The organism is Lysinibacillus sp. FSL K6-0075, from assembly GCF_038592945.1.
Classification (GTDB): Bacteria; Bacillota; Bacilli; order Bacillales_A; family Planococcaceae; genus Lysinibacillus; species Lysinibacillus fusiformis_F.
The window spans coordinates 3,744,355-3,771,292 of sequence record NZ_CP151947.1 but is presented as its reverse complement, the minus strand read 5'-3'; the positions used below and the strand labels follow the sequence as shown (position 1 = coordinate 3,771,292).

Annotated in this window: 23 protein-coding genes and 1 other annotated feature; of the genes, 12 read left to right on the top strand and 11 right to left on the bottom strand. The window is 37.8% G+C overall.

Annotated features, from left to right (window positions below; genetic code table 11):
- Positions 1 to 221 precede the first annotated feature (221 nt).
- A complete protein-coding gene (gene metK, locus MHB65_RS18555; protein WP_205445107.1) occupies positions 222 to 1,418 on the top strand; it encodes a methionine adenosyltransferase in 1,197 nt (398 codons plus the stop codon).
- Between the two features lie 179 nt (positions 1,419 to 1,597).
- Here metK and MHB65_RS18550 read toward each other — a convergent pair whose 3' ends face one another.
- Entirely contained in the window at positions 1,598 to 2,110 is a 513-nt protein-coding gene (locus tag MHB65_RS18550) for a gamma carbonic anhydrase family protein (protein WP_342441334.1), read from the bottom strand.
- 134 nt (positions 2,111 to 2,244) lie between these two features.
- Between MHB65_RS18550 and MHB65_RS18545 the strand changes: the two genes are divergently transcribed.
- Together MHB65_RS18545 and MHB65_RS18540 are read left to right on the top strand one after the other, a co-directional pair.
- Positions 2,245 to 3,051, top strand: coding sequence for an alpha/beta hydrolase (locus MHB65_RS18545; RefSeq protein ID WP_205445104.1), 807 nt, complete (start codon positions 2,245 to 2,247; stop codon positions 3,049 to 3,051).
- Positions 3,052 to 3,178: 127 nt separating this feature from the next.
- Positions 3,179 to 4,687, top strand: coding sequence for an alanine/glycine:cation symporter family protein (locus MHB65_RS18540; protein WP_342441333.1), 1,509 nt, complete (start codon positions 3,179 to 3,181; stop codon positions 4,685 to 4,687).
- 70 nt (positions 4,688 to 4,757) lie between these two features.
- Here MHB65_RS18540 and MHB65_RS18535 read toward each other — a convergent pair whose 3' ends face one another.
- Positions 4,758 to 5,333: a class I SAM-dependent methyltransferase gene (locus MHB65_RS18535; protein WP_342441332.1), complete on the bottom strand. Its 576-nt coding sequence runs from the start codon at positions 5,331 to 5,333 to the stop codon at positions 4,758 to 4,760.
- Positions 5,330 to 6,286: a TIGR01212 family radical SAM protein gene (locus MHB65_RS18530; RefSeq protein WP_342441331.1), complete on the bottom strand. Its 957-nt coding sequence runs from the start codon at positions 6,284 to 6,286 to the stop codon at positions 5,330 to 5,332. The genes MHB65_RS18535 and MHB65_RS18530 overlap by 4 nt, the downstream gene beginning before the upstream one ends.
- 236 nt (positions 6,287 to 6,522) lie before the next feature.
- Here MHB65_RS18530 and MHB65_RS18525 point away from each other — a divergent pair, with 236 nt between their 5' ends.
- The 4 genes from MHB65_RS18525 to leuS all read left to right on the top strand — a co-directional run bounded on the left by MHB65_RS18525 (position 6,523) and on the right by leuS (position 12,774).
- Positions 6,523 to 7,701: an MFS transporter gene (locus tag MHB65_RS18525; protein ID WP_342441330.1), complete on the top strand. Its 1,179-nt coding sequence runs from the start codon at positions 6,523 to 6,525 to the stop codon at positions 7,699 to 7,701.
- A gap of 146 nt (positions 7,702 to 7,847) precedes the next feature.
- Entirely contained in the window at positions 7,848 to 8,195 is a 348-nt protein-coding gene (locus tag MHB65_RS18520) for a metalloregulator ArsR/SmtB family transcription factor (protein ID WP_205445095.1), read from the top strand.
- 56 nt (positions 8,196 to 8,251) lie between these two features.
- Positions 8,252 to 9,994, top strand: a complete 1,743-nt coding sequence (gene sulP / locus MHB65_RS18515; protein WP_342441329.1) for a sulfate permease — start codon at positions 8,252 to 8,254, stop codon at positions 9,992 to 9,994.
- A 65-nt stretch (positions 9,995 to 10,059) separates the two neighbouring features.
- Positions 10,060 to 10,270, top strand: a binding site (T-box leader).
- A gap of 86 nt (positions 10,271 to 10,356) precedes the next feature.
- Positions 10,357 to 12,774 carry a leucine--tRNA ligase gene (leuS, locus tag MHB65_RS18510; RefSeq protein WP_342441328.1) on the top strand — a complete coding sequence of 806 codons (2,418 nt, stop codon included), beginning with the start codon at positions 10,357 to 10,359 and terminating at the stop codon, positions 12,772 to 12,774.
- Between the two features lie 145 nt (positions 12,775 to 12,919).
- Here leuS and MHB65_RS18505 read toward each other — a convergent pair whose 3' ends face one another.
- Positions 12,920 to 14,101, bottom strand: a complete 1,182-nt coding sequence (locus tag MHB65_RS18505) for a nucleoside transporter C-terminal domain-containing protein (protein WP_279381303.1) — start codon at positions 14,099 to 14,101, stop codon at positions 12,920 to 12,922.
- 374 nt (positions 14,102 to 14,475) lie between these two features.
- On the opposite strand from MHB65_RS18505, the gene MHB65_RS18500 reads away from it, so the two are divergent.
- Complete coding sequence (locus MHB65_RS18500; RefSeq protein ID WP_342441327.1) at positions 14,476 to 14,997, top strand: sigma-70 family RNA polymerase sigma factor; 522 nt, start codon at positions 14,476 to 14,478, stop codon at positions 14,995 to 14,997.
- On the top strand, positions 14,984 to 15,919 hold the full coding sequence (locus tag MHB65_RS18495) for a DUF4181 domain-containing protein (protein ID WP_342441326.1): 936 nt from the start codon (positions 14,984 to 14,986) through the stop codon (positions 15,917 to 15,919). The genes MHB65_RS18500 and MHB65_RS18495 overlap by 14 nt, the downstream gene beginning before the upstream one ends.
- 36 nt (positions 15,920 to 15,955) lie before the next feature.
- Here the strand turns inward: MHB65_RS18495 and MHB65_RS18490 are convergent, their stop codons facing one another.
- The 7 genes from MHB65_RS18490 to MHB65_RS18460 are packed head-to-tail and all read right to left on the bottom strand — an operon-like array spanning position 15,956 to position 22,599.
- Positions 15,956 to 17,212, bottom strand: coding sequence for a permease (locus MHB65_RS18490; RefSeq protein ID WP_342441325.1), 1,257 nt, complete (start codon positions 17,210 to 17,212; stop codon positions 15,956 to 15,958).
- A 4-nt stretch (positions 17,213 to 17,216) separates the two neighbouring features.
- Positions 17,217 to 17,915, bottom strand: a complete 699-nt coding sequence (locus MHB65_RS18485) for a response regulator (protein WP_342441324.1) — start codon at positions 17,913 to 17,915, stop codon at positions 17,217 to 17,219.
- Between the two features lie 38 nt (positions 17,916 to 17,953).
- Positions 17,954 to 18,706 carry a histidine kinase gene (locus tag MHB65_RS18480; RefSeq protein WP_205445081.1) on the bottom strand — a complete coding sequence of 251 codons (753 nt, stop codon included), beginning with the start codon at positions 18,704 to 18,706 and terminating at the stop codon, positions 17,954 to 17,956.
- 37 nt (positions 18,707 to 18,743) lie between these two features.
- The gene (locus MHB65_RS18475) at positions 18,744 to 19,736 is read right to left on the bottom strand and encodes a dipeptide ABC transporter ATP-binding protein (RefSeq protein ID WP_205445079.1); all 993 of its coding nucleotides are present in this window, start codon (positions 19,734 to 19,736) and stop codon (positions 18,744 to 18,746) included.
- Entirely contained in the window at positions 19,733 to 20,746 is a 1,014-nt protein-coding gene (locus MHB65_RS18470; RefSeq protein ID WP_342441323.1) for an ABC transporter ATP-binding protein, read from the bottom strand. Before MHB65_RS18470 ends, MHB65_RS18475 begins: the two co-directional genes overlap by 4 nt.
- Positions 20,747 to 20,761: 15 nt before the next feature.
- Complete coding sequence (locus tag MHB65_RS18465) at positions 20,762 to 21,682, bottom strand: ABC transporter permease (protein WP_205445076.1); 921 nt, start codon at positions 21,680 to 21,682, stop codon at positions 20,762 to 20,764.
- Between the two features lie 14 nt (positions 21,683 to 21,696).
- A complete protein-coding gene (locus tag MHB65_RS18460; protein WP_342441322.1) occupies positions 21,697 to 22,599 on the bottom strand; it encodes an ABC transporter permease in 903 nt (300 codons plus the stop codon).
- A gap of 182 nt (positions 22,600 to 22,781) precedes the next feature.
- On the opposite strand from MHB65_RS18460, the gene MHB65_RS18455 reads away from it, so the two are divergent.
- Genes MHB65_RS18455 through MHB65_RS18445 form a run of 3 tightly spaced genes read left to right on the top strand, consistent with a single transcriptional unit; the run spans position 22,782 to position 26,843 of the window.
- Positions 22,782 to 24,341, top strand: a complete 1,560-nt coding sequence (locus MHB65_RS18455) for a glutathione ABC transporter substrate-binding protein (protein WP_205445072.1) — start codon at positions 22,782 to 22,784, stop codon at positions 24,339 to 24,341.
- Positions 24,342 to 24,384: 43 nt separating this feature from the next.
- The gene (locus MHB65_RS18450; protein WP_205445071.1) at positions 24,385 to 25,635 is read left to right on the top strand and encodes an amidohydrolase family protein; all 1,251 of its coding nucleotides are present in this window, start codon (positions 24,385 to 24,387) and stop codon (positions 25,633 to 25,635) included.
- Positions 25,632 to 26,843, top strand: coding sequence for an amidohydrolase (locus MHB65_RS18445; protein ID WP_342441321.1), 1,212 nt, complete (start codon positions 25,632 to 25,634; stop codon positions 26,841 to 26,843). Before MHB65_RS18450 ends, MHB65_RS18445 begins: the two co-directional genes overlap by 4 nt.
- Positions 26,844 to 26,938 lie beyond the last annotated feature (95 nt).

Here is a 26,938-nt window from a genome sequence, read left to right as displayed (position 1 = left end):
AAGTAACGTGAGAAAAGGATTTTTTTATTGTTAAAAATCAATGTAAAGGTAAGTATATGTAGTTCTTTCCTTATTATAATGACGGATCTTTCGAAATCCTCGTGTTAAAAGCAGCAGTAACGGCTTGAGAGTTCAATCCTTAGGAGCGGACTTGACATGGGTAATGAGTACCGTATTCATACACAACTACTTATTGTAAGAGTATTTAGGAGGAAAACCAAATGACAAACCGTCGACTGTTTACATCAGAGAGTGTAACAGAAGGACATCCAGATAAGATTTGTGACCAAATCTCGGATGCCATTTTAGATGCTATTTTAGCAGAAGATCCAAATGCACGTGTAGCGTGTGAAACAACTGTAACAACAGGGTTAGTATTAGTAGCAGGAGAAATTACTACCTCTACTTACGTAGATATTAAAGGTATTGTTCGTGACACTGTAGCAGAAATAGGCTACACACGAGGTAAATATGGCTTTGATGCTGAAAACTTAGCGGTGCTTGTGGCGATTGGTGAACAATCACCTGATATTGCACAAGGTGTTGATCAAGCATTAGAGGCACGTGAAGGCTCTATGACAGATGCGGATATTGAAGCAATAGGTGCTGGTGACCAAGGCTTAATGTTTGGCTATGCATGTAATGAAACACCAGAGCTAATGCCATTACCAATTAGCTTAGCACACAAATTAGCACGCCGTTTAACAGAAGTACGTAAATCAGGTGAACTTGCCTATTTACGTCCTGATGGGAAAACGCAAGTAACGATTGAATATGATGACAATAATGTACCCGTTCGCGTGGATACAATTGTTATTTCAACACAGCATGATGAAGAAGCAACACTTGAACAAATTCAAGCGGATTTAAAAGAATTTGTTATTGCTCCAGTCGTGCCAAGTGAATTATTAGATGCTAACACGAAATACTTCATCAACCCAACTGGCCGTTTCGTAATCGGTGGGCCAAAAGGAGATGCTGGTTTAACAGGACGTAAAATCATTGTTGATACATACGGTGGTTATGCACGTCACGGTGGTGGTGCATTCTCTGGTAAGGATGCAACAAAGGTAGACCGTTCAGCGGCATATGCGGCACGTTATGTAGCGAAAAATATCGTAGCAGCGGGCTTAGCAGAACGTGCTGAAGTACAACTTGCCTATGCAATTGGCGTAGCTCAGCCTGTTTCTATTGCGGTAGATACATTTGGTACAGGTAAAGCGAAAGAAAGTGAGATCGTAGAATGGGTACGCGAGCTATTCGATTTACGCCCAGCAGGTATCATTAAAATGCTTGATTTACGTCGTCCAATTTATAAACAAACGGCTGCGTATGGACATTTTGGTCGTACAGATTTAAATGTACCATGGGAACAAATTGATAAAGCAGATGCACTACGAGAAAAAGCACGTTTATAAACTATTGAACTAAAGTAATGAAGTCGTTAGAAAATTATTCTAATGTATTAATAAGAAAAGGGGCAACATTGCCCCTTTTGTTTTTTTACAAAAAATGCCTCGCTAGGATTCGTGAACAAATTCGTTACACGGAAACGCGAGGGATTTTTTCGTTAGTATTGATTTTTTGTGTATGTTAGTTATTTCTGAAGCGATTTATAGTATTGACCTTTTTCTGCGTATTCTCGTACGATGCGTTCCATATCCTCTTTATCTTCTGCATTTAATTCACGGACAACTTTTGCTGGACGGCCTAATGCTAAACTATTCGGAGGAATGACTTTACCAGGAGGTACTAGGCTTCCTGCTCCAATAAATGCACCTTCTCCAATCTCAGCTCCGTCTAAAATAATGGAACCCATACCAATTAAGGCATTTTTGCGAATTGTACAACTATGTAAAGTGACTTGGTGTCCAACTGTTACCTCATCTTCAATAATGAGCGGATACTTTGGGCTTTGGTGTAAGCAGCAAAGATCCTGGATACTGACACGTTTACCAATAATCGTTGAGGAAACATCACCACGAATAACCGTATTAAACCAAATGGTTGTTTCGGCACCAATTGTTACATCGCCCGTAACAGTTGCGTAATCAGCAATGAAAACGGACGGATCGATCTTTGGCATTTTATCTTTAAATGGATAAATCATGAAAATCGCCTCTTTTCTTTCTATAATGTAGTATTATCGTATCAAATACGCAACTTTATGGAAATATAAAATTAAAATGTGCTATTTATTTCGCTATAATTAAAGTGTAATTATTTTTTAGGAGGACTATGTAAATGTGGAAATGGGAAGCTGATGGACAAGCAAAAGCTGTGATTGCTATTCTTCATGGTGCTTATGAAAATCACCGTTGGTACGCATGGCTGATAGAAAAATTAAGATTGGAAGGCTTCCACATAGTCATGGGAGATTTACCGAATCATGGGGTGGATGCAAGGTTTGCCCGTGTCCATGATGAGGACTTCAAATTGTACAATAAATATACAAGAAATCTGATTGAGAATGCTTTTTCATATAATTTACCAACTTTTGTAATAGGGCATGGGCTAGGCGCAACATTAATTCTCCATACAATGCAAAAGAGGCAATATGAATGTGCGGGTATTATTTTAACATCACCTTGGTTGCAACTAAAGCTATTACCAGGTAAATTAACAAATGCTTTAACGAGTTTAAGTGCATTAACAGCCAATGTCAAATTGACACATGACATTACTTTAGAGAAATTAACGCGTAATGTTGAAGGTAGAGAAGAAATGAAAGATGATGTACCGCTCATGTCTGTTGTTTCTGTGAAATGGTATCGAGAGCTTCAGCAGATGATGAAAAATTTAGTGATGCTGCCTAAAGGTGAAATGCCAAATATGCCTATGCTCATTATGACGGCTGAGAAAGATAAAATTACGGACACACGCCAAACTCGAAACTGGCTACATCAACAAGAATTTACGGAATTTCAGTTTAAAGAATGGGAAAATTGTTATCATAATTTATTTCATGAGGGAGAGCGTGAAGAGATTTTTATGTATATACGTGATTTTATTAATAATGCTCTTCGAAGAATTGGTTATATAATTAAATAGTTTTATACCCTTCCATTTACTAGGTTACTTACTTAAATATTGTTACTTGAAAATAATATTGTAATTTTCTGAAAAGTGTAATACTATAATGACTTAAAGTAAGGTATTTCAAAATTGGAGGGGTAAAATGGATGTAATTGTGGAGAAATTGAATGGGATTTTATGGGGACCATGGTTTATTTACGGTATTTTATTGATTGGGTTATTTTTCTCAATCATCACGAGGTTCCTACAAGTACGACACATCAAAGATATGTTTGTTTTAATGTTTAAAGGGGAAAAATCGGAAAAGGGAATCTCTTCATTCCAAGCAATGTCTATCGCATTATCAGGACGTGTAGGTACAGGTAATATTGCTGGTACTGCGACAGCGATTGGAATGGGGGGACCTGGTGCTGTCTTTTGGATGTGGGCAATCGCTTTCATTGGTGCGGCAACTGCGTATGTAGAGTCAACATTAGCTCAAATCTATAAAGAAGAGAAAGATACAGAATATCGTGGTGGACCGGCCTTTTACATAGAAAAAGGAATGGGCCAAAAATGGTTTGCAGTAATTTTTGCTGTGGCTGCTTTAATTGCAATGTTAGTTTTGATGCCTGGTGTGCAGTCTAATGCCATTGCAGGTGCTGTTGAAAACGCTTTCGGTTTGGATACATGGATCACAGGACTTATTATTGTTGTTTTATTAGGTGCCATTATCATCGGGGGTGTTAAATCAATCGCAAATGCGGCCCAGATTATTGTACCGTTTATGGCATTAGCTTATATCATTATGGCAATTGTCATTATCTTTATGAATATTTCACAAGTACCAACAGTTTTTGGTTTAATTTTTTCTAGTGCCTTTGGGGCTCAAGAAATTTTTGGCGGCATTATTGGTTCAGCGATTGCTTGGGGTGTGAAACGGGGAATTTACTCCAATGAAGCTGGTCAAGGAACGGGGGCTCACCCTGCAGCAGCTGCGGAAGTATCGCATCCTGCTAAGCAAGGAATTGTACAAGCAGCATCTGTGTATATTGATACATTATTAATTTGTTCTGCTACGGCATTTATGATTTTATTTACTGGTATGTACAATGTACACGATGAGAAGGCAGCTGAAGGAGCAGATCCATTTATTCATGTTGGAGAATTTAATAGTGGTGGATTAGCAGGCGATGAGCAAATGACTTTTGCAAAAAGTATTGAAGCAGGTGCAGCGTATACACAATATGCAGTTGACTCATCATTACCTGGCTTTGGCGCTCCATTTGTAGCCATTGCGTTATTCTTCTTTGCCTTTACAACAATCATGGCTTACTACTATATTGCAGAAACCAATGTCGCTTATTTATTTAGAGGTAGTACAGAAAAGATTTTCATTTGGATTGCGAAGATTGCCATTTTAGTTGCAGCCTTCTATGGTACAATCCGTACGTCTGGTTTAGCGTGGGCAATGGGCGATGTAGGGCTTGGTCTGATGGTTTGGATTAACGTTATAGCTATTTTAATTATTATGAAACCAGCTATTGTCGCATTGAAAGATTACGAGAAACAGAAAAAAGAAGGAAAAGATCCAGTCTTTGATCCTCGTAAACTAGGAATTAAAGGTGCAGATTTCTGGATTGACTATAATGAAAAACGTAATAACAAGTAGATAAAGATAAAGAGCAAGGCGATCAACTAGTTTCTATAAAACTAGTTGATCGCCTTTTAGCATGTCATCATTAAATAGGATATTCTTTCATTTTCTCTAATGCAATGACGAATGGTGGATCATTTTGTTGATTAAGAAATGCATATTTTAAGACATGGACATATTTTTGTGGAAGCTGACTTACATATTCAATGACCTTATCACGTTCTTCTTTTCCACCTGGATGACCATGATAAATAACAAGAACAATCAAACCGCCCACTTTCAAGAGCTTCAATAAATTTTCAATTGCTTGGATTGTTGTATTAGGTCTTGTAATAATATCATGGTTGCTTCCAGGTAAATAGCCAAGATTAAAAATAGCCGCAGTTACTGGCTTGTGTACAAACTGTGTGACTTCTTCATGACCTTTATTTAAAACGAGTGCGCGGTGTTCTAAACCATGATCTAAAAGTCGAAGGAGTGTCGCATCAACCGCCTCTTTTTGGACGTCAAAGGCATACACTTGTCCTTCATCCCCAACAAGTTGTGCTAGAAACAACGTGTCATGACCGTTTCCTGCAGTCGCATCAACAACCGTATCTCCTTCTTCTATACTATCCGTTAGTAGCTGCTGGGCATATTGTAAAACGCGTTGTAGTTTCATTTCGTAACCTCAGCCTTATAAAACTTCCCTTGCCAACTACCACGTCGTTCAAGCTCAGCGTCAATGCCATTCAAAACTTCCCATTTATTGACACTCCACATCGGTCCAATCATTAAATCAATTGGTCCATCACCCGTAATACGATGAATGACCATCTCTGGTGGTAAAATTTCTAATTGATCTGCTACTAGTTTTGTATACACATCTTGATCTAAAAATTCTAGCATACCTTTTTCATATTGCTTCACCATGGGCGTCCCTTTTAATAGATGAAGTAAGTGGATTTTAATGCCTTGGACATCTAATTGTGCGACTGCTCGTGCCGTTTCCATCATCATGTCATAGTCTTCAAGAGGCAAACCATTAATGATATGTGAGCAAACACGAATGCCATGCTTACGCAATTTTTCAACGCCTTCTACATAGGTTGCATAATCATGGGCGCGATTAATAAGATTGGCCGTTTTCTCATGCACCGTTTGAAGACCAAGCTCAATCCATAAATACGTTCGCTCATTTAACTCTGCTAAATATTCCACAACATCATCAGGTAAACAGTCAGGACGAGTAGCAATAGAAAGACCTACAACACCTTCTTGCGCTAAAGCAGCTTCAAATTTTTCTTTTAAAACTGGCAATGGAGCATGTGTATTTGTGTAAGCTTGGAAGTAAGCCATGTATTGGCCATCCTTCCATTTCTGATGCATTTTGTCTCGGATTTCAGCAAATTGAACATCGATTGGATCTACCTTATTGCCAGCAAAATCACCAGAACCTGCAGCACTGCAAAATGTACAGCCACCAAAAGCGACTATGCCATCACGGTTAGGGCAATCAAAGCCTGCGTCTAATGCCACTTTAAATACTTTATGACCAAATTGATTACGTAAATAGCGATTCCATGTATAGTATCTTTTCCCCTCTGAAGGAAAAGGAAAATTCATCTCTGTCATTTATTTCACTCCTCTAACGCTCTATTCTATCATGTGCTTTTCGTTCCGTCATGGGGGAAGGGTATTATCATGATTTGGATGAAGAAAAATGGGAAGGAACAAAAGCAGGGGGTAACTAAATACGATTGAAAATAGGATGGAAGTCTTGTAAAAAAGGTAAAATTATTTTCCTTGTGCTTTTAAGTATTTCAGCATACACTAACTATTTAGAGAAGCGAAATAATGGAGGTCATCCTATGCCAAAACGTGTTTGGTTTTTAATTATCGGAATGCTTGTGAACACAACAGGCAACTCTTTTTTATGGCCTTTGAATGCCATTTATATGCATGATTATTTAGGCAAATCTTTAGCAATGGCTGGTTTTGTCTTAATGCTAAATTCTGCTGCTGGAGTATTAGGCAATCTATTAGGTGGCTACTTATTTGATAGAATTGGTGGCTATAAAGCTATTATGCTTGGCATCCTGTTAACGATTGCTTCATTAGTTGGCTTAACAATTTGGCATGGCTGGCCACATTATGTGTGGTTTTTAACGATACTAGGCTTTAGTGGGGGCATTGTTTTCCCAGGAATGTTTGCCTTGGCTGGAGCTGCTTGGCCAGAAGGTGGACGTAAAGCTTTTAATACGATCTATTTAGCACAAAATGTCGGTGTTGCAGTAGGGCCAGCACTTGCAGGTATAGTGGCAGATTATCAATTTGACTATGTGTTTAAAGTTAATTTAGGCATGTATATTTTATTCTTTTTTATTGCCCTATTTACATTTAAGCGTTTGGAGGCAGGCAGTATTGCACCTAAAAATGTCTTGAGTGAAAGTAAACGAATCGTAAACAAGGCACCTTTCTATGCTTTGTTAATAATTAGTGCATCCTCCGTTTTATGCTGGCTAGCGTATTCTCAATGGAGTGCAACCATTTCATCTTATACACAAGATTTAGGTTTAGGATTAAAACAATATAGCCTACTCTGGACAATAAATGGCCTGCTGATCGTCATTGGGCAACCACTCATTGCACCGCTCGTAAAGCGTTGGGAAAACAATTTAAAGCGTCAGTTAGTATTTGGCGTAACGCTGATTGCTTTTTCCTTCGGCATTATTGCCTTTGCGAGTGATTTTAAAATGTTTGGAGTAGCGATGCTTGTCTTAACATTTGGCGAAATGTTTTATACCCCGGCATTACCAACGATTGCTAATCAACTGGCACCAAAGGGGCGACAAGGGTTCTATCAAGGCATTATCAATAGTGCTGCCACTGGAGGACGGATGATTGGTCCACTATTTGGCGGTATTATGGTGGATCAATTTGGCATGATTCCTCTTGTTTTAACATTAGTGGTCGTTGTACTATTAGCGATTATTCCATGTCTAACATATGATTATCCTTTAAAGAAGAACAAAATAGTAGCAGATTAATAATATCGCAATGAAAAGAGCAAAAACGAGTGGTAAGCACTTGGTTTTGCTCTTTTTTTAATAGTAGATATTGAAAAATTCTTGTGACAGGATTACAATCATACATATTCAAATATTTGAATATGTAGTTATGTGGAGGGGTTTTTATGGAAGAGGGCTTACAACAGTTTAAGGCGGATTTTTTTAAAGCATTAGCACATCCGTTACGCATCAGAATACTTGAACTCCTTGTGGATGGTCATAAAAGTGTCAATGAGATTCAAGATTGCTTAGAGAAGGAGGGTTCCGCAGTTTCTCAGCAATTAAGTGTATTACGTGCCAAAAATATCGTTTATGGCGTGAAGGAAGGAAAAAAAGTTTATTATTCTTTAAGTGACCCAATGATTGGTGCATTACTTGGGGTGGCAAAGGATATTTTTAATAACCATTTGGTTCATACCATTTCGAGATTAGAGGAAATGACAAGTAATGAAGGTGACGAAGAGAATAAGTAAATCAATGATGATGAAAAATTGGGCTTTGCTTATTATTTCGAAGGGAAGATTTATCTATGAAGTCACTGTTTACAGGACGCTTTGAAGGGTATTCAGTTCATCATGTAAAGAAGGATTTATTGTCAGGAATTATTGTCGGAATCGTTGCTATTCCACTTGCCATGTCCTTTGCCATCGCATCGGGTGTGAAACCTGAATATGGGATCTATACGGCATGTATTGCAGGTATTCTTATTTCTCTTTTTGGTGGATCCAAATATCAAATAGGTGGGCCAACTGGGGCGTTTGTGCCAATTCTATTGGGCATTGTTCTTACTTATGGCTATGAAGATTTATTGCTTGCGGGTTTAATGGCAGGGATTATGCTTTGTGTCATGGGCTTTTTTAAGCTAGGGACTTTAATTAAATTTATTCCACGTCCTGTAACAGTTGGCTTTACAGCAGGTATAGCTGTGATTATTTTTACAGGTCAAATTGCCAACTTTTTAGGACTATCAAATGTTAAAAGGCACGAGTATTTTATCGCCAATATTCAGGAAATCATGAAGCAGCTTGGTACGACAAATATGTATAGTATTCTTACTGCCGTCCTATGCTTGGTGACAATATTGATCACACCAAAATTTTTTCCAAAGGTTCCTGGTGCATTAGCGGGTATCGTTGTCTCTACACTTGTGGCAACTTTCTTCTTTTCAGGACAAGTTGCTACCATTGCAACAGCTTATGGTCAAATTCCTAATACATTACCTCATTTTGCCTTACCGAACATCACGCTTGAACGATTACAACAACTTATTGGTCCAGCATTTGTCATTGCGATGCTAGGTGGTATTGAGTCTCTATTATCTGCAGTTGTTGCGGATGGGATGACAAATAGTAAGCATAACAGTAATCGTGAGCTAATTGGTCAGGGGATTGCTAATATTGTGACGCCATTGTTCGGTGGTATTCCAGCAACAGGGGCCATCGCACGCACAGCGACCAATATAAAAACAGGGGCAGTATCTCCTATGTCGGGTATCATACATGGTGTGTTTGTTTTAATCACATTATTGTTATTAGCTCCATATGCATCTCATATTCCGTTAGCAAGTATGGCTCCGGTTTTGATGGTCGTAGCTTGGAATATGAGTGAACGACATCATTTTGCACATATCGTAAAATTAAAATCAGGCGATTCACTGGTGTTATTGATTACCTTTTTATTAACGGTATTCACTAGTCTCACATTAGCAGTTGAAGTGGGGCTTGTGCTGGCTGTGCTATTATTTGCGAAACGCATGAGTGAAAAGCTTGTTGTCACGAAGGTACTTCCAGACCATTCGAATAAAAGTGAGAAGGTACAGCCATATGTTGTGCATCAACAGCATGATTGCCCGCAAATTAGTATGTACACAATTGAAGGGCCGTTGTTCTTTGGTGCTGCACAAATGTTTGAACAAACAATTGAAAGTACTTTGCATCAGCAACCAAGAGTTTTAATATTACGAATGGGGAAAGTGCCCTTTATGGATTCTACTGGAGAGGCATATTTTAGCAATATCATTGAAAACTATAAGGCACAGGGCGGTACTATTTTGGTAACGGGTGTGCAAGGTGATTTAAAGGATGCTCTTCAGCACAATGGTCTTTACGATAAAATAGGTGCGCAACATTTTTATCAACATACTGGAGAAGCGATTACAAAGGCTTTCAATTATTTGAACGCAAATCAATGTATCGGATGTCAGCATTTTGCATTTCATGAATGCAAGGATTTATCAAAGCCTAAGGAAAAAAAGGAATTAATTGTTCAGTAATGGGTAAGCTGTAAACAAAGGCTTGTGCTTTTCAATACTTTCCATTAGAATAAATGCAATATCATGTAAAGACTGTGATGAGGAATAGTAGATTTGTGGTTCTTTTTAGAGAGCTAGCGGTTGGTGGGAGCTAGTAAGAAAGCAAGTTGAACTCGCCTTCTGAGTCTGCCCGCGTGAAACAGCGTGTGTCGTTTCTTCCGCGTTAAGGAAGCTTGAGCCGAGTGTAATCACTAATCTGGGTGGTACCGCGGGAGTACAAATTCTCTCGTCCCTTCTTTAAGAATGGGGCGAGTTTTTTTATTTTTTAAATATTTTGTCAATTATGATGGAGAGCAGCATGATCAATCGAAGGAGGAAAAAGAATGAGTTTTAATCATGAACAAATTGAAAAAAAGTGGCAGCAATATTGGGCTGATAACAAAACATTCAAAACTGAAAATGAAATAGAGAAGCCTAAATTTTACGCATTAGATATGTTCCCATATCCGTCTGGTGCAGGACTCCATGTAGGCCATCCAGAAGGGTATACGGCAACTGATATTCTATCGCGCTTTAAACGTATGCAAGGCTACAATGTACTACATCCAATGGGCTGGGATGCTTTCGGTTTGCCAGCTGAGCAATATGCGCTTGATACAGGGAATGATCCAGCTGAATTTACAGCTAAAAATATTGCGACATTTAAACGTCAAATTCAAGAGCTAGGCTTCAGCTATGATTGGGATCGTGAAATTAACACGACTGATCCAGAGTATTATAAATGGACACAATGGATTTTTATCCAGCTTTATAAGAAAGGTTTAGCTTATGTGGATGAAGTGGCTGTTAACTGGTGTCCAGCACTCGGCACGGTATTAGCTAACGAAGAAGTGATTGATGGGAAATCAGAGCGTGGTGGTCATCCAGTGGAACGCCGACCAATGAAGCAATGGATGCTTAAAATTACAGCCTATGCTGATCGTTTAATCGATGACCTAGAAGAAGTTGATTGGCCTGAGTCTATTAAAGATATGCAGCGCAATTGGATTGGCCGTTCAGAAGGGGCAGAAGTGACATTTACCATTGACGGTTCAGATCAAAACTTCACCGTTTTCACAACACGCCCTGATACATTATTTGGTGCTACATACTGTGTGCTTGCACCAGAGCATAAATTAGTGGAACAAATTACAACAGCTGACCAACGCCATGCTGTTGAGACTTATTTAGAGAAAGTTAAAATGAAATCTGACCTAGAGCGTACAGATTTAGCGAAAGAAAAAACAGGCGTATTTACAGGTGCTTATGCAGTGAATCCGATTAACGGTAAAAAAGTGCCGATTTGGATTGCTGACTATGTGTTAGTGTCTTATGGTACAGGTGCTATTATGGCGGTGCCAGCACATGACGAGCGTGACTATGAATTTGCGACTGAATTTGGCTTAGACATCGTTCCTGTACTTGAAGGTGGAGACATTAGTAAAGAAGCGTTTACAGGTGATGGTCAACATATTAACTCTGAATTCCTTAATGGCTTAAATAAAGCAGATGGCATTGCAAAAGCCATTGAATGGTTAGAGGAAAAAGGTGTAGGGGAGAAGAAAACTTCTTATCGTCTACGTGACTGGTTATTCTCTCGTCAGCGTTATTGGGGTGAACCAATTCCAATGATTCATTGGGAAGATGGCACGATTACGCCAGTTCCAGAATCAGAATTACCATTAATGCTGCCAAAAACAGATAATATCCGTCCATCGGGTACTGGTGAATCACCGCTAGCTAATATTGCTGAATGGGTGAATGTTGTCGATCCAGAAACAGGCAAAAAAGGACGTCGTGAAACAAATACAATGCCACAGTGGGCAGGTTCTAGCTGGTACTTCTTACGCTATATCGATCCTACAAATACAGAAGCGATTGCAGATCCAGCGTTACTAAAACGATGGTTACCGGTTGATATTTATATTGGTGGCGCGGAGCATGCCGTATTGCATTTACTTTACGCTCGCTTCTGGCATAAAGTTCTGTATGATTTAGGCGTTGTTCATACGAAAGAGCCATTCCAAAAATTATTTAACCAAGGAATGATTCTAGGTGAAGGTAACGAGAAAATGTCTAAATCGAAAGGCAATGTCGTCAACCCAGATGAAATCATTTCGTCACATGGTGCTGATACATTACGTTTATATGAAATGTTCATGGGACCACTTGAGGCATCTGTTGCATGGTCTACAAATGGTTTAGATGGAGCACGCCGCTTCTTAGACCGTATCTGGCGTCTATTTGTCAATGAAGAAGATGGCGCAATCTCAGCAAAAATCCAAGTGTCTAACAATCAATTACTTGAAAAAGCATACCACCAAACAGTGAAAAAAGTGACAGAGGATTATGAAGGCATCCGCTTTAACACAGCTATTTCACAAATGATGGTCTTTATCAATGATTGCTATAAAGCAGATGTGATTCCAACGGCTTATGCTGAAGGCTTTGTTAAAATGCTAGCACCAATCGCTCCGCATATTGCAGAAGAACTATGGCAATTATTAGGGCATAAATCAACACTTTCATACGAGCAATGGCCAACATATGATGAAACAAAACTTGTAGATGATGAAGTGGAAATTGCCGTGCAAGTGGCTGGTAAAGTACGTGCGAAAATTGTTGTAGCGAAAGAAGCGTCAAAAGAGGATATCGAAAAAGTAGCGCTTGCTGATGAAAAAGTTCAAGAATACATGGCAGGAAAGAACTTAGTGAAAATCATCGTTATTCCAGGCAAACTTGTCAATATTGTCGTGAAATAAAGAAATATAAATTAAAAATGTACATTACTAAATTCAATTTTAGTGATGTACATTTTTTAATTTGGAGTAACTTTATAGCGATAAATGAGGAAAAAACTACACCCAGCTATCTGAGTGCAGTTCAAATAATAGTTCCTTATTCAATTTAAATAATCAATCCAACAATAATAGCTGTTAGGATACTTACAAGTGTAGCGCCGTACAATAATTTTAAACCAAACCGAGCAACGACATTGCCTTGCCTTTCATTCAACCCTTTTACAGCTCCTGAAATAATACCAATTGATGAAAAGTTGGCAAAGGATACGAGGAATACAGAAATAATGCCTAGTGTACGTTCACTCATGGACTCAGCGACGTCACCAAGGTTAATCATAGCAACAAATTCGTTTGTCACTAATTTGGTTGCCATAATACCGCCAGCAGCAACAGCATCTGCCCATGGGATACCCATTAGGAAAGCGACTGGTGCAAAGATATAGCCTAATATTTCTTGGAACGATATACCAATTATCATATCGAATAGTGAATTGATTAAATCCATTAATGCTACGAAACCAATCAGCATAGCACCAACAATGATGGCTACTTTAAAGCCATCCATAATATATTCACCAATCATTTGAAAGAACGCTTGCTTATGCTCATCTTCAATTGTTAAGATATCTTCTTTTTCATCAACAGTATAGGGATTAATGATGGAAACAATGATAAAACCACCAAACAGGTTTAACACAATGGCTGTTACGACATACTTTGGCTCAATCATCGTCATATAAGCTCCAACAACTGACATCGACACAGTCGACATAGCTGAAGCACATAGTGTATACATACGCTGTGGTGCAATTTTATCTAATTGCTTTTTTACAGTAATGAACACTTCAGATTGGCCTACCATAGCAGAAGCAACAGCATTATAGGATTCCAATTTCCCCATGCCACTTACCTTGCTTAAAAATAATCCTACCCATTTCATTAGGAAAGGAAGAATTTTGAAATGTTGCAAGATTCCAATCAGGACAGATATAAAGACGATTGGTAATAAAACAGCTAAAAAGAAGGGAGATTCTCCTTCATTTGCTAGGCCACCAAACACAAAGGATATACCCGCATTTGCATAAGACAATAAGTGATCAAATACTTTGGTGATTCCTTTGATTAGAACATAACCAACTGTTGTATTGAGTAGTAAAGCTGCCAATAAAAATTGAATGATCAACATAATCACTATATATTTATATTTAATTTCTTTTTTGTTTTTACTCATTAATAAAGCTAAGGCAAAAACAAGTAACAATCCACAAAGGGATATTAAGTATCTCATAAGTTCCTCCATAAGTATCTGTGATATTTTGTCCTGATGTTCCAATGTCAGAAGAACAGCTAAAGATCTTAATTAGTCAGACGTCAGACAAACAATCTCACTATAACAGTTTTTTCGCTAGTTATTCAATAGATAATAGAAAAAAAGTATGCGACATGGCATACGAATAAATTCAGTGTAAAAAATGTTCGTTCTATCTATGGTAGTGACTATCCATATTTATGGTTACCAGAATAATTCAAAATAAAATACCCTTTTATTGTGTGAAGATTTTTTCATTTTATGACCATCGTGTTAATGAAACTTTTTGGTTTTTTGAAACCAACTAAGATTGGGTTACGACTATAGAGTGAATGTGAATAGGAGGTGTTTGGGTGAGTGAGCATTTAGCGGCCATTATGGAAGAACACGGAGAATATTGCTTACGAGTGGCTTATCTTTATGTAAAGGACTGGGCGATAGCTGAAGAAATAGTCCAGGATGTCTTTTTTTCTTATTATCGGCAACAGGATCGCTTTGAACAAAGAGCATCCCTAAAGACCTATTTAGTTAAAATCACGGTACATAAAAGTCATGATTATCTGCGAAGTTGGAAAAATAAACGCCATCTACTGTTGGAAAAATTACATATTGGTGCAAGTAAACAAACACCAGAAACGATGTTACTAGCCCAGGATGAGCGGGCAACCATAACGAAAGCGTTATTTGAGCTACCTATTACTTATAGAGAAGTCGTCATTCTTTATTATTATCAGGAATTGAAGGTTAAAGAAATTGCAGATATTCTTACATGTGCAGAAAATACGGTTAAAACCAGATTGCATCGGGCAAGGAAAATGTTACAGGAACGATTAGCGAATAGTGAGTGGGAGGTGTTAGTGGATGACAGCTTTTAAAGAGAAGTTGGATCAAGAACTTGGCGAAGCACCACGATTTACGAAGTCTTTACAGGAGGATATTTTACGGCAAGTGCGGCAAACAAAAAAGACAAGACGCTGGTCTTATCCATTGATCATCATAGGCACGATTGTCATGCTTCTATTGTTAATAGAAATGGGTCCGTTAGGGCAGATGGAGCAAACGAAACATGCTTCAATTGTTCAATTAGCACAGCAGGAGACCATAAAAAAATATACAATGATTTTCAATTCGGATGAGGAAATCTTTAAGGCTGGAAGACCTGGGTGGGTCATTGGTCAACAAGTGATGGAGCAAAGTTCAGAAAAAGCGCTGTTACAACAACTATTACAGCAAGCTACAGTGACACAAATGAATGAGCGTACTTTTTTTAGATTACAGCGTGATGTCTGGGTAGAATTTGAAAAAGGGCAGGTTATTAAGCTGAAAATGTTCATAAACGAGGAGGATATCGGAATTGTTGATTATGACAACCATTCATTTTATAAAGTAGATAATAGAGATTTGGCAAAGGCTTATTTAGATCTTGCTCTCAAAGATGAAGCTAAATTTGGCATGACAGGTTTAATCGTTATGCTAGTTATTCTCTTAGCTAGCCAACTACTTGTCGATAAACTAATGAGGAAAAAGTTTAATATATCAAAGGACTACGTCAATAGAGGACATCGACGTGCTGTTTGGGCTATTAAAATTTTGAATATCATTATGCTTCCGCTACTCATGTTAAAAGGGTGGATTTTATTTACTGTTATCATCGGAGGATATTTAGCTGTTATCCTTTTCAGCTCTATTTTTATCGACTATTACTACGGTCGAGAGGAAAAAAGACATTATCTTTCCATTAGTTCAGCCTTTATTGGAGTGCTATTCATAATCCTATTCATTTATTATAGCAGTTAAATAAACGAATAAGCCTGAACCCGAATAATCTCGAGTTCAGGCATTTTTTTCTATAGTTTCAGTCTGCAGCATTAATTGATAAATACTCGAAATCATAAAGCTGGCAGCTAAACCGTATAGCGCATTGAAACTTATACCTACGCCAATTCCAATGATGATGGATAGCAGGATGACAAGCCAACTATGTTTATGAATACGGCGATTCGTAAATAAAAGGATTAACATAAACGGTAGCAAGGTAATGTGCAGGAAGGCAAAAGAATAAATAACACCTAAAATTGTTAGATCTATAGATAAGAAGCAGGTAAATAAAATCACCATAAGGCCAATCAAATAGAAATAATAGGGTCTTTTCTTTACAAAAAAACGTTTCGTTGCCCGCATGTCTACAAGCAAGGTTGTGATAATGGCTAATAGGACAATGACGAGAAAAGCAAATGTAAGAAATCCAGGCTGTACTTCATATAAAAACGTGAAAATCAGCACTTGAAACTGACCAAAGGATCCGCTATATAAGGCAATCATTAAAATCGCAGTAAATGATAGTGTTAATAACGCTAAAATCACACCTGAGGAAAACAGGCTACGTCGTACTTTTTTGGGCTTAATAAATGCAATTAAATACCATGTTGATTTATCAAAAAATACTTGTCCTAAAACGGCTAGTTGAATAATGACATAGAACAGCAGGATTTCGCTATTTTTAAAATAAAATAAATAAGGGTGGTATAAGCGAATCCCCTCATATACGGTGCTTGCTCCATTTTGTACAAAGTAATAAATGGGGATAAAAATAAGTAATGAAAAAAGAGCAATAATAAATAAAATTTCCAGCCATAGTATACTTTTCACAGACATGATGCGATCAAGAAGTAACATGCCAATTAAAAAGAAGAAAAGGGTAATGGGTACTGGGATATTTAACATAATTTCAGACAATACACTAATACTTATTAATTGAATGAGCCAAAGTTCAATACCTGTCAGCAGGTAAAATAGCCGTATAACCTTTAAATTCATACCAGATAATTTTCGCTGTATGGTAAAGAGCAAAAAACTTTGGGTATGCTGGTGTTGCGTATAATCACTCTTATTCAACAATGAGCCAAGTACGATAAATGAAATAGCTGTTGCTAATGTATAACAAATACCTGCCATAAAACCAAAAGAAATAAGGGCTGAAGGAGAAGACAATAATAAGTTACCATTAATCCATCTGGCTAAAAGAATAATGACACCTGCTGCTGTGCTTAAACTTGCAAATGGTACGAGCAATGAAAATTTCCTTAGCATACAATCAAATCCCTTTACTCATTTTAGAGGATTTATATTGTCGCGGTGATTGATTATATTTTTTCTTAAACGCTACACTAAAATAGTGTTGACTATTAAAACCACAGCTCTCAGCAATCGCAGACATACTTGCGTCCAGATTTTCATTGATTTTCTTTACAGCCATTTCTAGGCGATAATTATTAATATACTCATTAATTCCGATAGACTGCTCCTCCAAAAATTTACGACTTAAATAGCTTGGATTCAAATGAATTTTTTCAGCAATGATATTTAGACTCAGTTTTTCATGATAGTTTTCATGGATATAGGAAAGAGCGCTTTGAATCGCATCATGGTTAGAACTCCATACTTTATATTTCTCCACGATTGCATCTAATTCACTTGCAATGACAGGTTTTGTAAGATAATCTTTTACCCCAATACGCAATGCTTGTTGGGCATATTCAAAGGTCTGATAAGCGGTTACCATAATGATATCTACCTCATAAAGCGCTTTTAATTCCTTGCTCAACGTGATTCCATCTTTCCCAGGCATTTGAATATCCAAAAAGGCGATAGTCATACGGTGCTTTTTAGCTAATTGCAGGGCCTGTGAGGCATCTTGAGCAGTATGGAATGTCCAATTCGGAAAATGTGGCTTTAATAAATAAATCATTTGCTCAAGCTCTAATGGCTCATCATCTGCGATTAAAATATTCATGGTGAGATTCTCCTTTCTTATTCAAATTGATAGAAAGCCTAAGCGGGAACATGGATGGTAACAGTGTAATGCTGTTCATTGTTTTGAATCGAGAATAAAATATTTTCGAGACCATAAATAAGCTCAAGTCGTTTTCTAATATTTTCGAGACCATAACCTTGCTGCAATTCGTCTACTACCTGCTCAGTAGTCATTTCTATTTTTTCTAATGGTTGTGTATTTTTTATTTCTATTAATAAGACATTCTCCATTTTTTTAATTGTAATGGATAGCTCTGCAGGTCCTATATGTTTTTCAAAGCTATGTTTATATGCATTTTCAATAATGGTCTGCAGAATAAATGGAGGTATTTGAACAGATAGAGCCTCATCATCAACATATTTATTTACAGTCAAACGATGTCCAAATCGTAACTGTTGAATATTTAAATAACTATCAACAAATTGTACCTCGTTCTTTAACGCAATTAAAACCTCATGATTATTGTATTTAAATTTAAAGAATGTTGCCAAAGCCTCAATGCCCGCAACCAAATCTTCCTTTCGATTGATGCGGGCTAGGCTAAGTAATGAATTTAATGCGTTAAAAAAGAAATGTGGCTGTATTTGCTGATTTAACTGGAGAATATTCGCTCTTTGTAAATCCTGCTCAAGCTCTAAGTTTCTTTTTTCCTCCTCAAGGCTATCGATTTGTTTTTCGAAAATAAATATAAAAGTAAGCAGAAAAGCTCCAATAATTGGAGCAATTACACATAGGAGAATATATATGTTGAAGGTTTCTAGTTGTAACATAATGACCTCTCCGTTTATTTTATAAGTGTATGATACATTAAACTAAATTTTCTGCGAAATGGCAAGCTACCTTATGTGTTGAAGAGATTTCTCGTAATGCTGGCACTTCTGCTTTACATTTATCTGTTGCGAATGGGCAACGTGTGTGAAAGCTACAGCCAGTAGGAGGATTAAGAGGGGATGGTAGGTCACCTTTTAAAATAATACGCTCCTTACGATGCTGCTTATCAATAACTGGTATAGAAGAAAACAGTGCTTTGGTATAAGGATGATGTGGCTGTGTGAAAAGGGAATGCTTATCAGCAATTTCTACAACCTTTCCGAGATACATCACCATAATACGGTCTGAAATATGTCGAACAACACTTAAATCGTGTGAGATAAATAAAAAGGTTAAATCTAAATCTCTTTGTAGTTGCTTCAGTAAATTGAGTATTTGAGCTTGAATGGAAACATCTAGGGCAGAAACGGACTCATCACAAATAATAATTTTAGGATTAACAGCAAGGGCTCTTGCAATGCCAATACGTTGACGCTGCCCACCAGAAAATTCATGTGGATAACGCTCTAAATACTCAGGACGTAACCCAACAAGGGACATTAATTCAATCATGCGTGCTTCTTGTTGCTCAGGCGGTACTATTTTTTGAATAGACATGGCTTCTGTTAGCATTTTACGAATCGTTCTTCGTGGGTTAAGGGACGCATAGGGATCTTGGAAAATTATTTGAATGTCCTTGCGCGCAGCACGAAGCTCTTTTTTGTTCATATTCACTAAATTTTTACCAAATAACAATACCTCTCCAGCAGTAGGCTCATCTAATCTTAAAATAGAACGACCTGTCGTTGATTTTCCACAGCCAGATTCTCCAACAATGCTGAGTGTCTCACCAGGCATAATATCGAAAGACACACCATCCACAGCTTTTACAACTTGCTGTGGACCGAAGAGCTTTTCTTTTTTTAAGAAAAAATGCTGCTTTAAATCATTTACTTCTAATAGTGGTTGAGTGTGTTGCGTAGTTGTCATACTGTCAGCTCCTTCATAAGTGTTTCTCCTTGCCATTCATTACTGTACATCCAGCATCTTACCTTTTTTCCTTGCTCAACAGTCAGAAGTTCAGGCTGTTGTTCACGACATAAATCTGTAGCAAATGGGCAGCGTTCTGCATAACGGCAGCCAATCGGGTAATTATAGGGACTTGGGACAGTCCCATGAATAGTAGATAATTCTTCTTGGTCCTCATATAGCTTTGGTAGTGATTGAATTAATCCATTTGTATAAGGGTGTAACGGTTTTTCAAAGAGACTTTCTGTTGAGCTTTCTTCTACAACCTGCCCCGCATACATAACAGCAATCTTATCGCAGATTTCTGCTACAACACCAAGATCGTGGGTAATGAAGATAATGCTCATGCCTAATTGTTTTTGCAGGTTTTGAATAATATCAATAATTTGAGCTTGAATGGTTACATCTAATGCTGTCGTCGGTTCGTCAGCAATTAACACATCTGGTGTACACGCTAGTGCCATGGCAATCATTATGCGTTGTCGCATCCCACCACTTAACTGATAAGGCTCCTGCTTCGCTCTTTTTTCTGGTGCAGGAATCCCAACGAGGCGAATCATATCGACAGCCTTTTGCCATGCTTCTTTCCGTGACAAGCCTTGGTGCAAACGAATGGATTCAGCAATTTGCTCTCCAACGGATAATACAGGATTTAAGCTTGTCATAGGCTCTTGGAAAATCATCGATATTTTATTGCCTCGAATTTTACGTAGCTCTTCATCTGATAGTTTCAGGATGTCCGTATTATTTAATAAAATTTCACCATTGATGATTTTACCAGGAGGAGATGGTACTAAACGAAGTAATGACAGGGAAGTCATTGATTTCCCACAACCAGATTCACCAACAATGCCTAGTGTTTCTCCTTTTTGAAGAGTAAAGGACACCCCATCCACAGCTTTGGCAACACCTTCACTCGAATAAAAATAGGTTTGTAAATTTTTTACTTCCAACACGGTTTCTTGTTTCATCCGATTTTCCCCTCCTTAGTTTAAATCCATTCGTTTATTAAAGATTCGGTACAAAATGTCTACAAAAAGATTAATGAAAACAAATATTAATGAGGCAACAAGAACGCCACCTTGAACGACAGGTATATCACGTGTCCGAATGGCATCTACAATCATTCGTCCTAATCCATTCACAGCGAAAACAGATTCAACTAAAACTGTTCCACCAAGTAAACTACCAAATTGTAAGCCTACTACTGTAATAACGGGAATCAAGGCATTGCGTAATGCGTGCTTTAAAATGATAATGTACCCTTTTAAGCCTTTTGCTTTCGCTGTTCGAATATAGTCTTGGTTTACAACCTCTAGCATACTAGAGCGAGTCATACGTGCTACGATGGCAGCTCCACCAGCACCAAGTGTGACAGCAGGAAGAATAATATGCTTGGCACTATCCCAACCTGCTACAGGGAGCCAATGTAACTGTACGGAGAATACATACATTAATAAAATACCTAACCAGAAACTTGGAAGGGAGATCCCTAATAAAGCGACAACCATTAATCCTACATCCATAAACGAATAAGGACGGATAGCGGAGATAATACCAGCAATAAGCCCTAAAACAATGGTGATTAAAATACTATAAAAGGCAAGCTCTATTGTAATCGGTAAACGAGACGTAATTTCCCCAAAGACAGGTTGGTTATTTTTTAATGAATGACCCATATCTCCTTGTAGAAGATTTTTAATATACTCTGTATATTGAACGGCTAATGGTTTATTGAGCCCTAAATTTTCACGTAATTCTGCAACCGTTTCTTGAGAAGCTCCTTCTCCTGCTAAAATGATCGCTGGGTCCCCAGGAATCATCTGCATAATTAGAAAAACAACAAGCGTTACACCAAGTGTCACAGGAATAATTTGAGCTAGTCGTTTTAAGATAAATAATGTCATATGTCTTCTCTCCTTTAATTTTTCATTCTTGGATCTAGCGCATCGCGTAAACCATCACCAAATAAGTTAAAGCCTAATACAAGTATAGAAATCATAATACCTGGGAATAGCGCCATATAAGGAGCGGTAAATAGGAAATCACGTCCGTTAGATAGCATGGCACCCCATTCAGGAGATGGTGGCTGAGCACCTAAACCTAAGAATGATAGACCGGCTGCAGATAGAATAGCCGTTGCTAAGCGCATAGACGCTTGTACAATAATAGGTGATAAAATGTTTGGAAAAATATGCTTAATTAGAATTGTCATATCATTTGCTCCAAGTGTTTTGACAGCATCGATATATTCTAATTTTTTAACTTCCATTGTTGAGCCACGTACAATACGAGCAAACATAGGAATAGAGAAAAAACCAACAGCAATTGTGACATTGATAAGGCTTGGCCCTAATGCACTAACAATAGCTAAAGCTAGCAAGATACCTGGGAAGGCAAGCATGATATCTAAAATTCGACTAATAATAGAATCAACCCATTTGCCATAATAGCCAGCAATAAGTCCTAAGAAAGTGCCGATTGTACCACCGAATAAAACAGCTGAAATACCAACACCAATTGATAAACGTGATCCATATAAAATTCGACTTAAAATATCTCGCCCTTTGTCATCTGTGCCCATTAGATGATCTAAACTGGGTCCTTGTAATTTTTGATCTAACTGTACGTCGTATGGATCATAAGGGGCTAAAATGGGCCCGATAAGAAACATCATTATATATAGAAGAATGATGATGCCTCCTGCGACAGCTGCTTTATTTTTCTTAATTTTGTTTAGGAAAGAAACAAGATTCTTTTTTCTAGATGCCTTGCGTGCATTCACTAAAACAGAATGATCGATAGTAGTTGCTACTTTATTCATATCGAATACTCCTTTTCTATTTGATTTGATTTCAATTTAGTGAAAAGCGTAAAGAATGTAAATATTTTATGGCTTATTAGTCAGAAAATTTAAAAAACACGTAAAGATTTTAAAAAACAAGTGAAATTTATTTCTTTATAATTCGAAATGTAAGGAACAAATTACACAAGGAGGAAATGTTGATGAAGAAAATGAAGTTGTTTTTATTCATGGCACTAATGATAGTACTTATTCTGCAAGCATGTTCTACTGCTAGCAATAATAGTACGGAAGGTTCCAAAGAGGGATCGAAAAGTGTAGGAGGAGAATTAGTCGTTCTAAGAGCAGCAGATGCGACAAGCCTAGATCCTCATTTTATTACAGATATTCCATCAGCGAATATTATTCATGGCAAGGTATATGAAACACTTGTTGCTTTTGATAGAGATCGTAAAATTGTTCCACTACTTGCAAAAGAATGGGAGCAAAAAGATGATGTCACTTGGACATTTACATTGAATGAAGGTATTAAATTCCATGATGGTGCAGATTTTAATGCAGAGGCTGTTAAAGCTACATTCGACCGTATTTTAGATCCTGCAACTGGTTCACCACAACGTGATAAATTATCAATGATTAGTGAAGTAGTAGTAGATGATACGTATATTGTTACATTGAAATTAAAAGAACCGTATGCACCGCTGCTATCTATTTTAGCAAGTCAAGAAGGTAGTATGATGAGTCCGAAAGCTATTGCTGAAGCGGCCGACGAATTAGCAACACATCCAGTAGGGACAGGCCCATTTGTATTTGAATCTTGGAAATCAGGTCAAGAAATTACATTAAATTCGAATAAAGATTATTGGGGAACTGTACCGAAAGTAGATAAAGTAACATTTAAAGTTGTACCGGAGGATTCTACGCGTCTAGCAATGATTGAAAGTGGAGAAGCGCATATTGCTGAACAAGTACCTGTAACAGAGATTGATCGTATTGAAAATTCTTCAACGATGACTTTATTCCGTGCAGAAGGACTTGCAGTAGAATTTATCGGATTCAATGTGAAAGATACCCTATTATCAGATGTAAAAGTACGTCAAGCAATTAGCTATGCTGTTGACCGCGAAGCGATTATCAGCGGTATTTATGATAATGTAGGAACACTTGCGAATTCGGCAATGAGTCCAAAAATTATTGGTTATTCTAGTGAAACGAAACCGTATGACTATGATGTAGTGAAGGCAAAAGAATTATTAAAAGAAGCTGGCGTGAAAGAAGGAACAAAAGTTAAATTACTGACAAGTGACCGTAAAGAGCGTATCAATATGGCTGAGGTGATTCAATCTCAATTAAAAGGAATCGGATTAGATGTTGAAATTCAAGTAATGGAATATGGTGCATTTATTTCTGAAATCACGAAAGAACAGCACCAAATATTTATTAGTGGCTGGGGTAATGCTACTGGGGATGCTGATTATAACCAATTTAATCTATTCCACACTGCTTCTATGGGACCTCCAGGAAACCATTTCTACTATTCAAATCCAGAAGTTGACAAACTAATTGAGCAAGGACGCTCTGAAGCAAACCAAGAGGCACGTAATGAAATCTACAAAAAAGCAATGCAAATCGAGTTAGATGAAGCTGTGTATATCCCAGTGCGTAACTATGAGCATTTAGCAGTCTATAGCAATGCTGTAAAAGGCTTCTGGTTGGATGCATCTAACTACACGATGATTAGTGGCGTTGAAATTGTAGAATAATCGAATTTGGTGATAGACGGAAAATACCAATTGGGAGGAAACTATGAGTAAACTATTGCTGAAAAATGTGAGATTAGAAGAAGCATATGAGCGCGAAAATGAACACATTGTTGCAACTCGTACAGGTATTTATGATGTCCTAATCGAAGATGGGCATGTTCAACAAGTGGATAAGAATATAGTGGCTGATGGAGATGTAGAAGTAGTAGATGCGCAACAGCAACTATTAGTCCCTTCATTCCGAGAGATGCATATTCATATCGATAAAACGTATTTTGGTGGAGAATGGCAGGCGCCAAGACCCATTACTAAAGGGATTTTAACACGTATTGAAGAAGAAAGAACGCTACTACCAAAGCAATTGCCGACAGCTGCTTATCGAGCTGAGGAAATGGTGAAGTGGCTTATTTCACAAGGACACACACATATTCGTTCACATTGTAATGTTGACCCGCAAATTGGGACAAAACATATTGAAATTACAAAACACGTTTTAGAAAAATATCAAGATCAAATCACCTATGATATTGTGGCCTTTCCACAGCATGGCTTATTACGCTCCAATGTAGAGGGACTAATCCGTGAGGCAATGGCAATGGGAGCAACGCTTGTTGGGGGCGTTGACCCATCCATTGTAGATCGCAATATCGAAAAGTCATTGCAAACAACAATGGGCATTGCTCAAGACTATAATGCAGGGATAGATATTCATATTCACACTGCTAACACACTAGGTGAATTTGAATTTTATAAGCTGATAGCGTTAACGAAACAGGCAAAAAAAGAAGGACAAGTCACAATTAGCCATGCGATGGCACTTGCTGATTTAGAACAGTCACGCTTAGAAAATTTAGTTCAAGCAATGGCTGAGGTACAAATGGATGTAACAACAACTGTACCAATAGATTTGAACCGTTCGACGATACCAATTCCTTATCTTTATAACAATGGTGTAAAGGTATCTGTGGGGCATGATAGTTTAACAGATCATTGGTCACCATATGGTACGGGTAATACCATTATGAAATTAAATGTGATGGCGGAGAGATTCCGTTTTATTGATGAATATTCATTAAGTCGGGCTTGGAAATACGCTTCTGGTGGTATCACGCCATTGAATGATGCTGGAGAACGTGTTTGGCCACAAGTTGGTGATAAAGCCAATATGCTGTTAGTGGATGGCGTGAGCACTGCCCATGTGATAGCAAGAAGATGCCCAATTACTACGGTCATTTCACAAGGCAAAATGATTCACCAACAGGATGTAGGAGAGTTGAAAGGAGAATTCAGATGAAGCAATGGCTTACAAATGTTCTACTTGAAACAGGAGAATATCTAAAGGAAAATGACACAGTTGGTACGAAAGTGGAGCTTTTTCACCTTGAAATTATAGATGGCTTTATTTCTCAAATTGTACCTGCAACACAGGCAATCGATTTATCAAATGAAGTTACAGATATGAATGGAAAGCTGCTATTACCTGCCTTTAAGGAAATGCATAATCATTTAGATAAAACATACTTATCTTTACCGTGGAAGGCTTGTGTTCCCGTAAAGAATTTAAAGGAACGACTTGATCGTGAAGCACAAGAGTTATCCGTTCTTGCTACAACTGGTAAACAACGTGCAGCTGCAATGATTGAAAAAATCCTTAAGAATGGTGCAAATCATATTCGTACACATGTTAATATCGATCCATACATTGGATTAAAAAATTTAGAAGGTGTACTAGCGGCATTGGACGATTATAAAGATGTCGTGACATCCGAAGTGATTGCCTTTCCACAGCATGGCCTATTAAGAGATGATGTCCCTAAATTATTGCGTGAAGCTTTACGCAATGGAGCGACGATGATTGGTGGCCTAGATCCAGCTGGCATTGATAACTCGATTGAGCCTTCTCTTTATGAAGTGATGGATATCGCACAGGAATTTAATGTAGATGTCGATATTCACCTACATGATGGTGGCCACGTTGGGTATTATACAATCGATAAATGGATAGATATCGTGGAGGATGCCAAGTATCAGGGTAGAACGGCAATAAGTCATGCCTTTTCACTTGGTGATGTATCGGTCATGGAACAACATAAAATTGCAGATCGTTTAGCGCAACAACAAGTAAAAATAATGTCAACTGTGCCATTTGATTTGCGACGATTAATTCCACCAATTGAATTACTGACAGAGCACGGCGTGGATGTCCACTTTGGTTGCGATGGCTTTTATGATTCCTGGAGTCCCAATGGCTCAGGAGATATATTAGAAAAAGCGACTACTTTTGCAGATATTTCTCGCAAGCTTGATGAACGTTCGATTCGACAAACATTAAAATATATTACAAATGGTGTCACACCATTGGATGCTAATGGTCAGAAGGTTTGGCCGAATGTGAAAGATGAAGCAAGTTTTGTATTCTTTGACGCAGTATCAAGCGCTGAAGTCATTGCGCGTAAACCATCCAACCGAGTGGTTATGTCTAAAGGTAAGTTTATCAACTAAGTATTAATCTAAATCCCCCTTATTTAGATAACATAGCAAACTAGAAAATTTCTAGTTTGCTATACTTATGTTTTAATAGAAAAGATGAATAAAGG

Coding starts and splice junctions, on each gene's coding strand:
- metK (WP_205445107.1), top strand. CDS start 222: ATGACAAACCGTCGACTGTTTACATCAGAGAGTGTAACAGAAGGACAT.
- sulP (WP_342441329.1), top strand. CDS start 8,252: ATGAAGTCACTGTTTACAGGACGCTTTGAAGGGTATTCAGTTCATCAT.
- MHB65_RS18475 (WP_205445079.1), bottom strand. CDS start 19,736: ATGACAACTACGCAACACACTCAACCACTATTAGAAGTAAATGATTTA.
- MHB65_RS18485 (WP_342441324.1), bottom strand. CDS start 17,915: ATGAATATTTTAATCGCAGATGATGAGCCATTAGAGCTTGAGCAAATG.
- MHB65_RS18545 (WP_205445104.1), top strand. CDS start 2,245: ATGTGGAAATGGGAAGCTGATGGACAAGCAAAAGCTGTGATTGCTATT.
- MHB65_RS18550 (WP_342441334.1), bottom strand. CDS start 2,110: ATGATTTATCCATTTAAAGATAAAATGCCAAAGATCGATCCGTCCGTT.
- MHB65_RS18505 (WP_279381303.1), bottom strand. CDS start 14,101: ATGAGATACTTAATATCCCTTTGTGGATTGTTACTTGTTTTTGCCTTA.
- MHB65_RS18460 (WP_342441322.1), bottom strand. CDS start 22,599: ATGAATAAAGTAGCAACTACTATCGATCATTCTGTTTTAGTGAATGCA.
- MHB65_RS18540 (WP_342441333.1), top strand. CDS start 3,179: ATGGATGTAATTGTGGAGAAATTGAATGGGATTTTATGGGGACCATGG.
- MHB65_RS18445 (WP_342441321.1), top strand. CDS start 25,632: ATGAAGCAATGGCTTACAAATGTTCTACTTGAAACAGGAGAATATCTA.
- MHB65_RS18470 (WP_342441323.1), bottom strand. CDS start 20,746: ATGAAACAAGAAACCGTGTTGGAAGTAAAAAATTTACAAACCTATTTT.
- MHB65_RS18465 (WP_205445076.1), bottom strand. CDS start 21,682: ATGACATTATTTATCTTAAAACGACTAGCTCAAATTATTCCTGTGACA.
- MHB65_RS18535 (WP_342441332.1), bottom strand. CDS start 5,333: ATGAAACTACAACGCGTTTTACAATATGCCCAGCAGCTACTAACGGAT.
- MHB65_RS18480 (WP_205445081.1), bottom strand. CDS start 18,706: ATGTTACAACTAGAAACCTTCAACATATATATTCTCCTATGTGTAATT.
- MHB65_RS18450 (WP_205445071.1), top strand. CDS start 24,385: ATGAGTAAACTATTGCTGAAAAATGTGAGATTAGAAGAAGCATATGAG.
- MHB65_RS18495 (WP_342441326.1), top strand. CDS start 14,984: ATGACAGCTTTTAAAGAGAAGTTGGATCAAGAACTTGGCGAAGCACCA.
- MHB65_RS18490 (WP_342441325.1), bottom strand. CDS start 17,212: ATGCTAAGGAAATTTTCATTGCTCGTACCATTTGCAAGTTTAAGCACA.
- MHB65_RS18525 (WP_342441330.1), top strand. CDS start 6,523: ATGCCAAAACGTGTTTGGTTTTTAATTATCGGAATGCTTGTGAACACA.
- MHB65_RS18455 (WP_205445072.1), top strand. CDS start 22,782: ATGAAGAAAATGAAGTTGTTTTTATTCATGGCACTAATGATAGTACTT.
- leuS (WP_342441328.1), top strand. CDS start 10,357: ATGAGTTTTAATCATGAACAAATTGAAAAAAAGTGGCAGCAATATTGG.
- MHB65_RS18520 (WP_205445095.1), top strand. CDS start 7,848: ATGGAAGAGGGCTTACAACAGTTTAAGGCGGATTTTTTTAAAGCATTA.
- MHB65_RS18530 (WP_342441331.1), bottom strand. CDS start 6,286: ATGACAGAGATGAATTTTCCTTTTCCTTCAGAGGGGAAAAGATACTAT.